The 14,875-nt window shown below is 38.7% G+C and carries 15 protein-coding genes; 10 read left to right on the top strand and 5 right to left on the bottom strand.

Annotated features, from left to right (window positions below; all coding sequences use genetic code 11):
• The first annotated feature begins 88 nt into the window (after positions 1 to 88).
• The 6 genes from MKX55_RS18795 (at position 89) to MKX55_RS18770 (ending at position 6,471) form a co-directional block, all read left to right on the top strand.
• Positions 89 to 937: an NAD(P)-dependent oxidoreductase gene (locus tag MKX55_RS18795; protein ID WP_339234110.1), complete on the top strand. Its 849-nt coding sequence runs from the start codon at positions 89 to 91 to the stop codon at positions 935 to 937.
• A gap of 92 nt (positions 938 to 1,029) precedes the next feature.
• The gene (locus tag MKX55_RS18790; RefSeq protein ID WP_339179662.1) at positions 1,030 to 1,980 is read left to right on the top strand and encodes a hydroxyacid dehydrogenase; all 951 of its coding nucleotides are present in this window, start codon (positions 1,030 to 1,032) and stop codon (positions 1,978 to 1,980) included.
• A gap of 58 nt (positions 1,981 to 2,038) precedes the next feature.
• On the top strand, positions 2,039 to 3,280 hold the full coding sequence (locus MKX55_RS18785; RefSeq protein ID WP_339234107.1) for a threonine synthase: 1,242 nt from the start codon (positions 2,039 to 2,041) through the stop codon (positions 3,278 to 3,280).
• 55 nt (positions 3,281 to 3,335) lie between these two features.
• On the top strand, positions 3,336 to 4,475 hold the full coding sequence (locus MKX55_RS18780; protein ID WP_339179657.1) for a putative sulfate exporter family transporter: 1,140 nt from the start codon (positions 3,336 to 3,338) through the stop codon (positions 4,473 to 4,475).
• 34 nt (positions 4,476 to 4,509) lie between these two features.
• Entirely contained in the window at positions 4,510 to 5,694 is a 1,185-nt protein-coding gene (locus MKX55_RS18775; protein ID WP_339179655.1) for a pyridoxal phosphate-dependent aminotransferase, read from the top strand.
• 210 nt (positions 5,695 to 5,904) lie between these two features.
• The gene (locus MKX55_RS18770) at positions 5,905 to 6,471 is read left to right on the top strand and encodes a GNAT family protein (RefSeq protein ID WP_339179653.1); all 567 of its coding nucleotides are present in this window, start codon (positions 5,905 to 5,907) and stop codon (positions 6,469 to 6,471) included.
• A 42-nt stretch (positions 6,472 to 6,513) separates the two neighbouring features.
• On the opposite strand, the gene MKX55_RS18765 is transcribed toward MKX55_RS18770, so the two are convergent.
• Together MKX55_RS18765 and MKX55_RS18760 are read right to left on the bottom strand one after the other, a co-directional pair.
• Positions 6,514 to 6,714, bottom strand: coding sequence for a hypothetical protein (locus MKX55_RS18765; RefSeq protein WP_339234105.1), 201 nt, complete (start codon positions 6,712 to 6,714; stop codon positions 6,514 to 6,516).
• Between the two features lie 76 nt (positions 6,715 to 6,790).
• Positions 6,791 to 7,795 (bottom strand): GTPase, encoded by a 1,005-nt coding sequence (locus tag MKX55_RS18760; protein WP_339234103.1) that lies wholly within the window; start codon positions 7,793 to 7,795, stop codon positions 6,791 to 6,793.
• A 211-nt stretch (positions 7,796 to 8,006) separates the two neighbouring features.
• Here MKX55_RS18760 and MKX55_RS18755 point away from each other — a divergent pair, with 211 nt between their 5' ends.
• Positions 8,007 to 9,587 (top strand): acyl--CoA ligase, encoded by a 1,581-nt coding sequence (locus MKX55_RS18755; RefSeq protein ID WP_339234101.1) that lies wholly within the window; start codon positions 8,007 to 8,009, stop codon positions 9,585 to 9,587.
• Positions 9,588 to 9,597: 10 nt separating this feature from the next.
• On the top strand, positions 9,598 to 10,539 hold the full coding sequence (locus MKX55_RS18750; protein ID WP_339234098.1) for a dipeptidase: 942 nt from the start codon (positions 9,598 to 9,600) through the stop codon (positions 10,537 to 10,539).
• 71 nt (positions 10,540 to 10,610) lie between these two features.
• On the opposite strand, the gene MKX55_RS18745 is transcribed toward MKX55_RS18750, so the two are convergent.
• Both MKX55_RS18745 and MKX55_RS18740 read right to left on the bottom strand, forming a co-directional pair.
• The gene (locus MKX55_RS18745) at positions 10,611 to 11,477 is read right to left on the bottom strand and encodes a YitT family protein (RefSeq protein WP_339179643.1); all 867 of its coding nucleotides are present in this window, start codon (positions 11,475 to 11,477) and stop codon (positions 10,611 to 10,613) included.
• 81 nt (positions 11,478 to 11,558) lie between these two features.
• Entirely contained in the window at positions 11,559 to 12,020 is a 462-nt protein-coding gene (locus tag MKX55_RS18740) for an SRPBCC family protein (protein WP_042530003.1), read from the bottom strand.
• 170 nt (positions 12,021 to 12,190) lie between these two features.
• Between MKX55_RS18740 and MKX55_RS18735 the strand changes: the two genes are divergently transcribed.
• Both MKX55_RS18735 and MKX55_RS18730 read left to right on the top strand, forming a co-directional pair.
• Positions 12,191 to 12,391, top strand: coding sequence for an alpha/beta-type small acid-soluble spore protein (locus tag MKX55_RS18735; protein WP_042530005.1), 201 nt, complete (start codon positions 12,191 to 12,193; stop codon positions 12,389 to 12,391).
• 184 nt (positions 12,392 to 12,575) lie between these two features.
• The gene (locus tag MKX55_RS18730) at positions 12,576 to 13,493 is read left to right on the top strand and encodes an aldo/keto reductase (protein WP_042530011.1); all 918 of its coding nucleotides are present in this window, start codon (positions 12,576 to 12,578) and stop codon (positions 13,491 to 13,493) included.
• A 251-nt stretch (positions 13,494 to 13,744) separates the two neighbouring features.
• Here MKX55_RS18730 and MKX55_RS18725 read toward each other — a convergent pair whose 3' ends face one another.
• The gene (locus MKX55_RS18725; RefSeq protein ID WP_042530013.1) at positions 13,745 to 14,839 is read right to left on the bottom strand and encodes a branched-chain amino acid aminotransferase; all 1,095 of its coding nucleotides are present in this window, start codon (positions 14,837 to 14,839) and stop codon (positions 13,745 to 13,747) included.
• Positions 14,840 to 14,875: the final 36 nt, after the last annotated feature.

Raw genomic sequence — 14,875 nt, 5'->3', positions numbered from 1 at the left:
CTGAACCATTAATGATATGAATTTCCTCTAAACTGAATTACTTTGCTATATTAAAATATGTAAAAATAAATTTATGGAGGAATAATATATGAAAATCGGATTTATTGGATTAGGAAAAATGGGTGGGGGCTTAGCGCGAAATTTAATCTTAACTGGAAATGACGTTAAATTATATGACATAAATGAAGATGCAGTAGCTGCTATTCTAAAAAACGGCGGAGCTAAGGCTTCCTCTTTGGATGACCTTACTGATAGTGTTGATGTTTTATTTACTAGTTTACCTCTGCCAATCCATTTGACAAAAATGCTAATTGAAGACGGAGTATTAGAGAAGATGAAAAAAGATTCAGTTGTCGTTGATGTAAGTACAATCAATCCGCAAACAGCAACGGAAATCAAGAATGAAGCAAATAAATTTGGAGTACAATTTCTTGCTTGTCCATTAGGGAAAGGACCAAAACAGGCTTATGAAGGAACACTTCCAATTTTTGCAGGAGGAGATGAGTCTACTTATAAGCGTTTAGAAAAGATTTTAAATCAAATTGGTGAACCCTATTACTTAGGGGATGTAGAACAATCAACTGCGTTTAAATTAATTAGCAATATGATTGGTATGACCAATTTACTTGTTATGTCAGAAGGGTTAAAATTGGGATTTGATGCTGGTATAGACCCCGAACAGTTAAAGCAGCTCCTACATGATACTGGGGCGGATTCAGCTCAACTAAATTTAAGAGGACCATTAGTGCTTGATAATAATTATGATCCAATGTTTTCAGTGAATCTTGCATTGAAAGATGTCGGTCTAGGGCTAGAAATGGCAAAAGCAAGCAATAATAAAACGGAATTAAGCCAGATTACATTAAATTATTTAGAAGAAGCCAGCAAACAGGGGTATGGTGATAAAGATTGTGCTGCCATATTTAAAGTCTATTAGTTTGTAATTTTTCCTGATAAAAAATAATTTTATGTTTATAAAGAGATAGAAAGAAGTACTCTATTTAATTTTTTAGACAAGGAGGTTTTCGTTTGAGAATTCTTATAACAGAACTAATTTGGGATCAGGGAATCGAGAGGTTAGAGCAAGAAGGATATTCCATTGATTATGATAAAGAGCTGGGGAGAGACAGAGAAAAACTATTATCGATTATTTCAAATTATGACGGGTTAATTGTTCGAAATGAAACAAAGGTAGATTCCGAACTGTTGGATAAAGGCACCAATTTAAAAGTGATAGGTCGATTAGGAGTAGGCCTGGATAATATTGATTTAAATACAGCACGTAATAAAAAAATACCAGTAATTGCAGCTAAGCATGCTAATGCAACTTCTGTTTCGGAGTATGTTCTCAGTGCAATGCTGGATGCTTATAGGAATATTTCAGTAGCGGCTCTGGATGTTCAGGAAGGAAACTGGGCACGAAAAAAGTTTACTGGGGTTGAATTAAGCGGGAAAACATTAGGGTTATATGGGTTGGGTGAAATAGCACATCGAGTTGCTAAAAGAGCCAATGCATTTGGAATGAATGTAGTTGGATACGACCCGTTTATCACACCATATGAGCATATTATTTCAGAAACAGGTGTTAAACGGGTGAGCGCTTTTGAAGATTTAATTACAATGTCAGATTTTATTTCCATTCATGTCCCTTTGACGAAGGAAACGGAGAATATATTCAATCTAGAAGCATTTTCAAAGATGAAGGAAAGCGCATACATCATTAATACAGCACGAGGAGGGATAGTAAATGAAGCTGATTTATGCAAAGCTGTGGATTTCAAAGAAATAGCAGGAGCGTATTTGGATGTTTTGGAGACAGAGCCTGTTCAGCCAGATTCTTTACTACTAAATATAGATTCTATTCATCTAACGCCGCATATTGCCGGCCTGACAGAGGAATCACAGCTGAGAACTTCTTTACTTGTAGCGGAGGAAGTATCGAATATCTTAAAAGGAAAGCGATCACTCTGCAGCGTATGATTCATCCGTTCAAAATGCGTGTTATATTTACAAAATTTAAATAAAGGTGGAATAGCAGATGAATTATAGTTACGTTTCACATTTATATTGTCCGAAGTGTTCCAAAAAATATGAAGCTGATGTAGTCCAGAATTTATGTGATTGCGGATCGCCGTTACTGGTAGAATATGATTTGGATTCATTAAAAAAGGATTGGAAAAAGTCAGACCTGAACGGAAGAGAAAATAATCTGTGGCGTTATCATGAATTGCTGCCAGTAAAAGATAAAAAAAATGTTGTTTCCATGGGGGAAGGAATGACGCCTCTTATTGAAATGCAGGCAATTGGAAATGATATGGAGATCGAAAATTTGTATATGAAGGACGAAGGAATTATTCCTACGGGGACTTTTAAAGCGCGTGGCGCTGCTGTAGGGATTTCTAAAGCAAAAGAATTAGGCGTCAAAGAACTGGCTATGCCCACGAATGGAAATGCTGGAGCATCCTGGTCATTATTTGCCGCAAGAGCGGGGATTTCCTCTACTATCGTCATGCCGATAGATGCACCTAAAATTACAAGAAATGAGTGCGCTGTCTCCGGAGCGAATTTGTATTTAGTAAACGGATTGATTAGTGACGCCGGGAAAATTGTTGGAGAAGCAGTAAAGGAACACGGCTTATACGATGTCTCTACTTTAAAGGAGCCCTATCGTATTGAAGGTAAGAAGACAATGGGGCTTGAGATTGTAGAACAGTTCAATTGGGAGATACCTGATGTGATACTTTATCCTACAGGCGGTGGAGTTGGATTGATCGGCATTTATAAAGCGTTAAAAGAATTACAAGCACTTGGCTGGATTGACGAAGAGAAAATGCCGCGGCTTGTAGCTGTTCAATCTGAAGGCTGTGCGCCGATTGTAAAAGCATGGGAGAAAGGGAAAAAAGAATCGGAATTCTGGAATGAATCGGAAACCATTGCTTTTGGGATTAACGTGCCTAAAGCATTAGGTGATTTCTTGGTACTCAATGCAGTATATGAAACAAATGGTTGTGCAGTATCTATTAGTGATGAAGCTGTTTTAGAAGAACAAAAGCTGCTCTCACAAAAAGAAGGAACCTTTGTATGTCCAGAAGGAGCCGCAGCTTTTTATGCAGCACGCCAGTTACGAAAGAATGGCTGGATAACAGAAGAAGAGAAAGTAGTTGTACTAAATACAGGTGCCGGAATTAAGTACCCAAATACAGTGGAGGTAGATGTTCAGGTATTAGAAAAAAATGAATCGATACAACCAGCTAATGATAGAACTGCAAAGAAACTTTAACTATATAAGTTGAATGATTTAATCATTGGGTCTGTACGGATTAGGAGAAGATCACATGAGAATAAAAGATGTATTCAATCAAGTGAAAATATTAACTCCTGGAATACTAATCTGTTTTATAGTAATGATAATTGGAGTATATCTTGCAGAGTTAATCGGCATTTTATTGGTAAAAGCTGATTTGCTCCCTGCAGGAAGTGCCAGTCCAATATCTGGGATATTTGTTGCGATTTTAATAGGGGTAATTATTCGTAACTTTATTGGTTTGCATCAGGTATTTATGGATGGAGTTAAATTTTCATTAACGTATGCACTGAAAGCAGGAATCATTTTACTTGGTTTACGTCTTAGTTTAGTAGAGGCATTGAAGTTGGGAGCCTGGGGCCTGCCGCTTATTATTCTATGTATATCTTGCGGGTTGTTTATTACACTTTATTTTACAAATAAAATGAATCAATCGAAGCGGTTAGGAGCTTTAATAGCCGGCGGAACAGGAATATGCGGGGTAACTGCAATTATGGCTATATCACCTGTAATCAAAGCAAAAGACAATGAAATTTCTTATGCTGTTGCGAATATAACCATTTTTGGTTTAGTTGGTATGCTATTTTATCCATATTTAGCAAATGTATTTTTTAGTGATAGTCCAATCAAAGCTGGTTTATTGCTTGGTACTGCTATACATGATACGGCTCAAGTAACTGGCGCATCACTTATTTATAGTCAGATGTACGATATGGAAACGGTTATCGATGTCGCTACCGTAACCAAGTTAACTAGGAATTTATTTATAATTGCTGTTATCCCTTTGCTATCTTTCTTATTTTTTAAAGGAAGCGATAAAGCGGAGAATCAGGTATTACCTAAATGGTATAAACTAATCCCGCTGTTTGTTATTGGTTTTTTATTTCTTTCTTTGATTCGAACAGTGGGGGATGTGACCCTGAATGACTCTGGTGCAGCTTTTGGGATATTTCAGGCAGCAAATTGGGAAAGCTTTTATAACTTTTGGAGTTCGCTTGGAACGACTTATTTTCTTGGAACAGCAATGGCAGGTGTAGGGTTATCAACAGACTTTAAAATGTTCAAAGGGCTGGGGATGAAACCTTTATATATTGGTTTAATTGCTGCGATAGCTGTCGGAATGGTAAGTCTTTTACTTATATCAATCTTTGGGGATTTAATTGTTATTTAATGAAAATATAATTGGTTGAAAGGTTGATTTTATCATGAAGTTATCAAATAGAGTAAATTCGTTGACACAATCTTCAACGATAGCAGTTTCATCAAGAGCAAAAGAATTAAAAAATGCTGGGCAGGATGTGATTGCTTTGGGGTTTGGGGAGCCTGATTTTAATACACCCCAACATATATTGGATGCTGCCAAAAAAGCAATGGATGATGGATTTACAAAGTATACACCATCTGGAGGGGTCCCTGAATTAAAGCATGCTATTATTAAGAAGTTTAAAAGAGATCAAAATTTAACTTATACAACGGGGCAAGTAATTGTTACTGCCGGAGCGAAATATGCGCTTTATGCACTTTTTCAGTCAATTTTAAATGATGGCGATGAAGTTATTATTCCTGCGCCATATTGGGTCAGCTACCCGGAACAAGTAAAACTGTCAGGCGGTGTACCTGTCTATATCGCAGCTTTAGAAGCGAATGACTTTAAAATTACAAGTGAACAGCTGGAGAAGGCAATCACCCCAAAAACGAAGATGTTAATTATCAATACACCCAGCAATCCGACAGGCATGATGTACAGTAAAGAGGAATTAGAAGAAATTGGCCAGGTTTGTTTAAAGCATGATATTGTCATTGTTTCTGATGAAATATATGAACAGTTGATTTATACAACGGATCAGCATGTATCCATTGCTTCTTTATCAGAGGAATTGAAAAATCAAACCGTTATCATCAATGGGGTGAGCAAATCATACGCTATGACAGGCTGGCGTATAGGATATGCAGCTGGACCTGAAGCAATCATTAAAGCAATGGTAAATTTAGCTTCTCATGTGACCTCGAATCCGACATCTATTTCTCAATATGCAGCAATCGAGGCATACGAGAATCATCGAGAAAATGTAATTCCGAAAATGAAGGAGATTTTTTCCGAACGGTTACAGGTTTTTTATGACTTATTAGTTGATATACCAGGAATTACTTGCGTAAAGCCAAAAGGGGCATTTTATTTGTTTCCCAACGTAAAAGCAGCAGCAACAACAGGTGGTTTTCATTCTGTTGATGATTGGGTAAAGGCGTTATTAGAAGAAGAAAAGGTAGCGCTTGTACCAGGATCTGGGTTCGGAGCTCCGGATTATGTGCGGTTATCCTACGCTGCTTCTGCAGAATTATTAGAAGAAGCTGCTAAAAGAATAAAACGTTTTGTATTAAATACGACATGACCTATGCTGATATTTTCATTACTCCGTTTCGTTTAAATTACTTCGTTGTTTGTTGTATTGGACATCGGAAAAGCTTCTTTTTTTAATAAATTATATTTTAGAGGATAGTTGGAAATACGGGCTGGCTTGTGTATAATAATATTAATTTTCACATAAAAATAAGTGGGTGTTTATGGACGATTTTCTGTAAATGGAGAAGGAGGAGAAGCAATGCAAGAGAGCCCGTTTATTCCGTTTCCTGTGCTAGAAACCGATCGGCTGTGTTTAAGAGAAATGAGAAAAGACGATTTGCAGGATATTTATGACTATGCTTCCAAGCCTGAATTGACAACATTTTTGACTTGGGAAGCCCATAGAACTTTGGAAGATACAGAAGCGTTTATCAATTTATTAATTGAACAGTATGAAAAAGGAAAAGGAGGGGCTTGGGCAATTGTTTGGAAGGAGAATAGCCGGGTTATAGGCACCATGGACCTGGTCTGGAACCCAAAACAATATTCTGCCGAACTTGCTTATGCTCTCTCTTTGGATTATTGGCGGAAAGGAATTGGAACAGAAGCGGCAAAGGCTGTTCTTACTTTTGGATTTGAGAAATTAAAATTGGAACGAATTCAAGCAAGATGCCACCCAGATAATATGGCTTCCTACAAATTAATGGAGAAATCTGGTATGACTTATGAGGGAACGTTAAGAAAATCAATGCAGCGAAAAGGAAATCAGGAGGATGCAAAGATATATTCCATTTTAAAAGATGAATTTAAAGCGTTAAATATATAGTTTATAAAAGTAGACGGGAACGATTATTCAGCAAGTTAACTGTTAATCCTTCCCGTCTACTTTCTTTTCTTTATTCTTTTTATACAATAACGATATTTCGAAAAAGGCAACACTTGTAAAAATACTAAATCCTAGCACAATCAAGACAATTCCTGTTGATATAGCATCAACAAACCAGATGATTGGTATTAATAGGAGGACTACTACGCAAGCTTCTAAATAATTCTTTTTTCTTTGCGTCATAAGAACGCTCCAATCCAGATAGATTTATCACAATGTAACCGGAAGTAAAATCCCTACGGAATGAAGTTTCGTCTGTTTATTCCTTCTCCTCCTGTTTCCCCCTTTTATAAAAATAACTATAAAGAGACTTCAGCGTCTCTGCATTCAATTCAATATTATTTTCATAAGCATATTTCACTGCATATCCCATTGCCAGTGTCATTCCGCCTGCAACACTGCCGCCAATAACAGAACCTGCCCCTGGGACAAATTTGGATACCTGGCGGAAGATGGTTTTGCCAATATTTCCGGTAATGGTCGCAATTGTCAGTTCCTTCGCTTTCTTCTTGGATAATGGTTGTTCATACAATGTTGCGAGTCTGATCATTAATCCAACTTGAATTCCGGTTAAAGGAATAAAATCAGAACCGGGAAGAGGAGCCGCTCCTACAGCAGTTGCTGAACCAGAAGCTGCTAAAATCCATTTGTTCGCCGTCGATGATTTTTCCTTAATAAGCCTAGCGAATTGAATTTCCTTCTCTTTTTTTTTCAGAATTTCTAGTATCTCATTCCGTAATTTATCAATATTCTCGCCAGTCCGGGATGAAATCGGGATAACCGGATAGCGTTTTGACGTATGCTCCTTCACATATTGAACAAGTGCCGGAATATCATCTGCAGCATCAATTTTATTTAAAACAAAAACAATCTGTTTATTCTCTTTTTTGATGGTTTCAAATGATTTTCTTTCTCCTTCCGAAAAAACTGTTCCCGCAGCATTTAGGAAAAATAAAATGACATCTGCTTCGCGGTAAAAACGAAAGGTTTCTTCCGAATTTGTATGGTTGATATCATCAAGACCGGGTGTATCTGCGAAAATAATTTTGTCACGGTACACATATTTATCAATACCGACCGTTTCTCCGGGACGTGCACCAACTTTAGCGACATCGTCGCCGATAAGCCGATTAATAGTAGATGATTTCCCAGTGTTGATATCGCCGATCATGGCAAAAATAATATCTTTATCCAGTTGTCTATTTATTTTTTTGGTTTCTTCATTATAAGCTTTATCGAAATCTTTCTCATTAAATGCTGACATCAGCAACACTCCCTTCTGTTACTATTCCCTTTTAATTATTATCATACACCATTATTTGCAGAGGGATATAATTTTAGCTGCTTGAAGGCGGTAAAGCAGGATTTTAAATCTTTACATCCTATCAGAAAATTTAAATCCTTTTGAACTTGTTCTTATTTCTTGATATAATGACTAACATATAGTACGAGGTACTAATATGAGGAGGAATAAAATGAAAAAATCAGATTTGATTGCACCGGCGTTATATAATATTACTTCTGAATTTGAAAAATATGCTGCAGATGAAGGAAGAAAAGCGGTTATTTTAGAAGAAGAAAATGGAGATATAAAAGAAATAACTTATACGAATCTGATAAAGAATGCAAATAAGGCAGGGAATATCCTGTTAAATCACGGCTTAAAACGTGGAGATAAAATAATGATTATGCTTCCGCGCTGTATCGAAGCGTATGAACTATATATTGCAGCTTTAAAAACAGGAATGATTATTATACCAAGCTCTGAAATGCTGCGGACCAAGGATTTGCAATTTCGTATCTCACATGGCGAAATTGATGCAGTAGTTGCGACAGAAGCATGCGTGGATGAGTTTAAAAGAGTAGTAGAGTATGAACAGCTTGCCAAATTTAGTGTAGGAAAAGAGATAGAAGACTGGGTATCGATTGATAAAGAAAAAGCACAAGCTTCTGATCAGTTAGAAACGGTAGAAACATCAAGAGACGATATTGCCATTTTATCCTATACATCAGGAACAACAGGGAATCCAAAGGCAGTTATTCATTCTCACGGCTGGGGATTTGCACATATGTCCTCTGCTCCTCGTTATTGGCTCAGTATTCAAGATGGCGATACGGTTTGGGCAACTGCTGCACCCGGATGGCAGAAATGGGTATGGAGTCCATTTTTATCCATTATGGGAATGGGAGCAACAGCGTTTGTCTATTCAGGCAGATTCGATGCAGCAAAATATTTGGAGCTGCTGGAAAAGCATCAGGTTAATGTGCTTTGCTGTACACCGACAGAGTACCGTTTAATGGCGAAGCTTTCTAATTTAGATGATTATAATTTGAATGCACTGCATAGCACAGTTTCTGCCGGAGAACCTTTAAACCGTGAAGTGATTGATAAATTCAGACGTCATTTTGATGTGACAGTCAGAGATGGATACGGGCAGACAGAAAGTACCCTGCTGCTCGGATTCTTAAAAGGAATGGAAGTACGTCCGGGTTCAATGGGAAAACCAACCCCGGGAAATGATGTTGTTATTATCGATGAAGACGGCGAGCTGGTGAAAACTGGTGAAGTAGGAGATATTGCCATTCCGCTTGATACAGCTGCTTTGTTTAAAGGGTATTATAAAGACGAGGAAAAAACGAAAAGAACCCAGCGCGGAGATTATTATGTTACCGGAGATCAGGCAAGCATGGATGAGGACGGCTATTTCTGGTTTGAAGGAAGAAGCGATGATATTATTATCAGCTCCGGCTATACGATTGGACCCTTTGAAGTGGAGGATACGCTCGTAAAACATCCGGATGTTAAAGAATGTGCGGTTGTTGCCAGTCCAGATCCAGTAAGGGGCAATGTAGTAAAGGCATTTGTTATTTTACAAGATAATATTATTGGAAATAGCGAAGTCGTTGCAACCCTGCAGAGCTATGTGAAGCATGAAATCGCACCATATAAGTACCCGCGGAAGATTGAGTTTGTTTCTGAGCTGCCGAAAACCTCCTCCGGTAAAATACGCCGTGTGGAGTTAAGACAGAAAGAATATAATAATTCTTTTAAGTGAGGGGGACAGCATGAAGGTAATCGATACGCATTGTGACGCATTACTTAAATTACAGACAGCCCGTCTAGGGCAAAAACAGCTTGATTTTCGAAATGCGCCGGAGATAGAAACAAATTTGCAGCGGTTAGAAGCAGGAAATGTTGCTGTTCAGTTTTTTGCGATTTTTGTAGACCCGGAAAATGTTGCTACGACAGATCAATGGAAGTATGCGCAAGAGCAGGCTGCCATTTTTCATGAAGAAATTGTGGGAAAGAATGAGAAGGTAAGGTTTATCCGAAACTGGAAGGATATTCGATCACTGGCCCCGGATGAAATTGGCGCCGTATTGACGTTAGAAGGAGCAGAAGCGATTGGCAATGATCTTGAAAAACTAAAGACGCTTTATCAAATGGGAGTGAAATCTGTTGGATTGACATGGAATCCGGCAAATCTATGTGCTGATGGCGCTGAAGAACCCAGGGGAGCCGGACTTACCAGATTAGGCAAGGAGGCAGTCCAGTTAAATAATGCGAATGAAGTTTTGACGGATGTATCCCATCTTTCAGTTCAAGCTTTTTGGGATGTGATGGAGCTGGCTGATTATCCAATTGCTTCGCATTCGAACGCCAGGGCAATTTGTGACCATCCAAGAAACCTATACGATGATCAGTTGAAAGCATTGATTGATAAAAAAGCGCCTATTCATTTTGCACTTTACCCTGTCTTTTTGAAAAAAGGGGCAGAGACAGCAACGGTTGCTGACCTGTTGGAGCATATTGATCATGTCTGTGCTCTTGGCGGAGAGAAGAATATTGGTTTTGGATCGGACTTTGACGGCATCCGCTCCTATATAGACCATATTCCAGACGCCTCAGGCTATACGTATTTGCTGAATGAACTGCAAAAACATTATTCAGAGGAGCAGGTCAAAGGCTTTGCTTATCAAAATATAATGAATATGCTGCCGGGCTAGAAGAATCCATCTATAAATAGATAGCAAAAGAGCCAGAATATCCGGATATTCTGGCTCTTTTCATACCTGATTTAAAATTTTTGCCCATCGTATTTATCGAGTGAGAAGCCTCTCCCGAGAATTTCGGATGCACTGATGAAAATAGTGAAAGCGTCAGGTGTTTCTTCCTGTAATAATCTCTTCAGCTTAACTGCTTCTGCCTGCTGTGCAACCACCAATATCATGGTTTTATCCAGTTTCGAATAGCCGCCGACAGAACGAATTTTCGTAAGACCGCGGTCAATACCGTTCTGAATAAGCTGCTGTACTTTTTCTTCCTCCTCCGTGATAATCATCACCAGCTTCGTTGCGGATGTCCGTAATTGGACAACATCGATCGCTTTACCGCTGATATAAATTGCCATTAATGCAAACAGCGTCAGCTCGAAGCTGAATACAAAAATCGAAGTAATGACAACAAGCCCATCCACGATAAATTGTGAATAGCCGCTGGAAATACCAGTGAATTTCTTCACAATTTGGGCAATAGCTGCTGTACCGCCCGTAGAGCCATTTCCTTTATATACAATCCCTAATCCCGCACCAAGAATAAGTCCGCCGTAAAGTGCGCTCAGAAATGGATTGGTCACTGTAATCGGAATATCCGCTGATAAAAAAATGACAAATGGAACCCAAAACGTTCCAATCAATGTTTTTAGGCTGAAATCCTTCCCTAAAGTAATCCATCCAATAATAAAAATAGGGATATTAATGATAAATTGGCTGAGAGCTGGATTAATCGTATATAATTCAAATAATATTGTGCTGATTCCGGACAAACCTCCAGCAGCTAATCGTGCTGGCAGGAAGAAAATATTATAGGATAGTCCGACAATGGTTGCTCCAATAATAATATAGGCATATTGCTTCCATGCATGCGATTGTTTTGCGTTAACCATGTGCTATGTTCCTTTCCCAACAATGATAATTAGACCTATATAAATGTATCACTGTTGAGAATAAGAGTAAACAGCATAGCTTTAAAGTGGTAAAGCAACAGAATCAGCTTCTGTCAGAGGCTTTGCAATTCGCTGGACAAACTTTTCCAACAAGCCGGGAAGGAGAGAGCCAATCAATGGTGCGCTTATTTTTCCTGTTAAACCTTTTAATTCAAGCTCTAATAGACAGGTCAGTGTGGAGGAACGGGAAGAAAGCTGGGAAAGCTCAAAACAGCCGCTTCCTAAACAACGGTCTTCTGAATCACGAACCCGAAATTGAACGGTAGACGGAGATGTTATTTCTATGATTTTGACATAGAGCTTTACATCCTTAGTAATGGAGCCTGCTTTTCCATGAAGCTCCCAAATCGAGTCTGTCGGGGAAATGTTCTTATGTGTTTGATAACCGGGCACCTGCTTCGCCCAATTAGACCAATCTTCTAAATAACGCCATACGTCTGATTGAGGCAGGTTCATATCCATACTGTAATCTGCTTTTAACATCAAGTAGTTCCTCCTTAAAAATGCTTTCAGCTTTTTTAAATCACCTTGATATACATATGTGCGATTTTAAGCACTTATGCTAAAACTTCTTGTATAGTTTATAACGTTCTGCACAAGATAAGAGCAAGCAAGTATTGCACTTGCTTTTGAATAAAAGAGGAGGGTCTCTGGTGGCTGACAAACGAAGAAATGCGTTGTTAGTACCGCAAGCAGAACGTGCAGTGAATCAGATGAAAGAGGAAATCGCTGATGAAATGCATGTGAATTTAGGAGCTGACACGACTGCTCGTGAAAACGGTGCGGTCGGCGGTGAGATGGTTAAACGAATGATTCAAATGGCTGAGGGCAGCATTGCGAATCGGAAAAAATAACCTGACTTTCAGCTTGAAAAATTACCCGCTCTAATGTTCTAAATAGAAAAACCTGTAGTGAGAAACTCCTTCTCACTACAGGTTTTTCTTCCATCCTCCCATCAAGAAAAAAGTAAAACAAGCTCGGATTATTATCGGGAATGTCGAAGCTTGTGATAAAATAGAAAGCAGGGAGGGAATTATTATGAAGCGTATACAATTGGGAAACAGCGAATTATCTGTTCCAGTCATTTCTTTAGGATGTATGGTGATGCAGCAAAGTACGAAAGAGCAAGCGAATAAAGTGATTCATAATGCATTGGATCATGGAATCGATTTTTTTGACCATGCAGATATCTACGGAAAAGGAAAGTCTGAATCGGTATTTGCGGATGCGATTAATATGAGCCCCGCTATTCGCGAAAAAATGATAATTCAGTCGAAAGCAGGCATCCGTAACGGATTTTATGATTCTTCCAAGGAATATTTGATTTCATCTGTTGAAGAAAGCTTAAAGCGTTTGAAGACAGATTACTTAGATGTATTTCTGATTCACCGTCCGGACGCGCTGATGGAGCCGGAAGAAGTGGCAGAAGCATTTTCAGAGTTAGAAAAAAGCGGGAAAGTCCGGCATTTTGGGGTAAGTAACTTCCGGCCGCGTCAAATCGAGTTATTAAAAAAATATGTGGAGCAGGATCTCGTGGCTAATCAGTTGCAGTTAAGTGTTACAAATTCCGGTATGATTGATCAGGGATTATATGCAAATACGGCCTTTGATCAGGCAAAGGATTTAGATGGCGGAGTAATTGATTACAGCCAGATAAATAATATGACAATTCAGGCCTGGTCCCCGCTTCGTTACGGTTTCTTCGGCGGGTTTATTATGGATCGGGATGCTTATCCGGAATTAAATAAAGAGCTGGACAGGCTTGGAGAAAAATATGGTGTTGCCCGTGAGACGATAGCAATAGCATGGATTTTGCGTCATCCTGCTAATATTCAAACAATTATTGGGACGATGACTCCAAAACGTTTGTCGGAAATGGTAAAAGCAGCGGATATCACGCTGACGAGAGAAGAATGGTATCAATTATGGCAATCTGCAGGTAATAAATTACTGTAAAGAAAGCTCTAAAAATGTATACAGCATCAGATAATTATTGATTATCACGGAGAATCGTCCGTAAAACTCCCGCCTCAAAATAAAGAGTGAAAATAAATTTATTTAGGCAGGAGATAACGGACGCTAACTCCCTGAATCACTTAGGCTAATTCAGCGGGAGAGAAGCAAAAACTCCCACTGAATGAAGTTTCGTTTTATATTATGAAACTAAAAAACCAGGCTGGATATTTTTCCAGCCTGGTTTTTTAGTATTAATGCTTCACAGGGCTTTCGGTTTCAATATTTTGCATCCAGTTAAAGGGATCTTCCATATGGCCATATTGAATACCTGTAATCGTATCGTAGACTTTTTTCGAGATATCTCCTGTTTTTCCATCGTTGATAATCAGTTGTTTATCTCCCCATTTTAATTCGCCGATCGGAGAGATAACTGCAGCTGTACCAGAACCGAATGCTTCTTCTAATTCTCCTCTTTGGTAAGCTTCATACAATTCTTCGATAGAAATGCGTTTTTCAACTACCGGGATATCCCAGTGCTGTAACAGCTCGATGACGCTGGAACGTGTAATTCCGGAAAGGATGCTGCCGTTCAGTTTAGGTGTGATTACTTCACCGTTGATTTTGAAGAAAACATTCATGCTTCCAACTTCTTCAATATATTTCTTTTCTACACCGTCCAGCCAGAGAACCTGCGTATAACCGGTTTGAGCAACCAGCTCCTGTGCTTTTAAGCTTGCAGCATAGTTTCCTCCTGTTTTCGCTTCGCCGGTACCGCCTTTTACAGTACGTACGTATTCATCTTCTACTGCAATTTTAACCGGGTTGATGCCTTCTTTATAGTAAGCCCCTACCGGTGATAAAATGACGATGAATTTGTAACGTGTAGATGCAGATACGCCGATATAAGTTTCTGTTGAAATAATAAACGGGCGAATATATAGCGATGTACCTTCTGTATGAGGGACCCAATCACGATCAATTGAAACCAGTTGTTTAATGGCTTTTAAAGCAAATTCTTCGTCAATCGGAGGGATACATAAACGATCATTTGATCTGTTTAAACGTTCCATGTTTTTCTCTGGACGAAATAACTCAATGCTTCCGTTATCCGTACGATAGGCTTTTAAACCTTCAAAAACAGATTGTGCATAGTGGAATACCATTGCAGAAGGTTCAATTTGTAGTGGTTGATATGGTACAATGCTCGCATTATGCCACCCTAATGGTTCTGAATAATCCATCACAAACATATGGTCTGTGAAAATCTTCCCAAAGCTTAATTGATCATCCTGTGGCTTTTCTTTTTTTGTCTCACAACGCTGCACGCGAATAGTTTGTTCTTCCATATCAAAAGTCTCCTTGCCATTGATTAAATTTCTATA

This window comes from Oceanobacillus sp. FSL W7-1281 (assembly GCF_037969835.1).
GTDB classification, from domain to species: domain Bacteria; phylum Bacillota; class Bacilli; order Bacillales; family Amphibacillaceae; genus Oceanobacillus; species Oceanobacillus oncorhynchi.
The sequence above is the reverse complement of the archived record's forward strand: the minus strand, read 5'-3'. Positions and strand labels throughout refer to the sequence as shown.

What these genes read in the sequence shown, in the direction of transcription:
- MKX55_RS18795 (WP_339234110.1), top strand. Translation starts at nt 89, where the DNA reads ATGAAAATCGGATTTATTGGATTAGGAAAAATGGGTGGGGGCTTAGCG.
- MKX55_RS18785 (WP_339234107.1), top strand. Translation starts at nt 2,039, where the DNA reads ATGAATTATAGTTACGTTTCACATTTATATTGTCCGAAGTGTTCCAAA.
- MKX55_RS18780 (WP_339179657.1), top strand. Translation starts at nt 3,336, where the DNA reads ATGAGAATAAAAGATGTATTCAATCAAGTGAAAATATTAACTCCTGGA.
- MKX55_RS18775 (WP_339179655.1), top strand. Translation starts at nt 4,510, where the DNA reads ATGAAGTTATCAAATAGAGTAAATTCGTTGACACAATCTTCAACGATA.
- MKX55_RS18770 (WP_339179653.1), top strand. Translation starts at nt 5,905, where the DNA reads ATGCAAGAGAGCCCGTTTATTCCGTTTCCTGTGCTAGAAACCGATCGG.
- MKX55_RS18765 (WP_339234105.1), bottom strand. Translation starts at nt 6,714, where the DNA reads ATGACGCAAAGAAAAAAGAATTATTTAGAAGCTTGCGTAGTAGTCCTC.
- MKX55_RS18760 (WP_339234103.1), bottom strand. Translation starts at nt 7,795, where the DNA reads ATGTCAGCATTTAATGAGAAAGATTTCGATAAAGCTTATAATGAAGAA.
- MKX55_RS18755 (WP_339234101.1), top strand. Translation starts at nt 8,007, where the DNA reads ATGAAAAAATCAGATTTGATTGCACCGGCGTTATATAATATTACTTCT.
- MKX55_RS18750 (WP_339234098.1), top strand. Translation starts at nt 9,598, where the DNA reads ATGAAGGTAATCGATACGCATTGTGACGCATTACTTAAATTACAGACA.
- MKX55_RS18745 (WP_339179643.1), bottom strand. Translation starts at nt 11,477, where the DNA reads ATGGTTAACGCAAAACAATCGCATGCATGGAAGCAATATGCCTATATT.
- MKX55_RS18740 (WP_042530003.1), bottom strand. Translation starts at nt 12,020, where the DNA reads ATGTTAAAAGCAGATTACAGTATGGATATGAACCTGCCTCAATCAGAC.
- MKX55_RS18730 (WP_042530011.1), top strand. Translation starts at nt 12,576, where the DNA reads ATGAAGCGTATACAATTGGGAAACAGCGAATTATCTGTTCCAGTCATT.
- MKX55_RS18725 (WP_042530013.1), bottom strand. Translation starts at nt 14,839, where the DNA reads ATGGAAGAACAAACTATTCGCGTGCAGCGTTGTGAGACAAAAAAAGAA.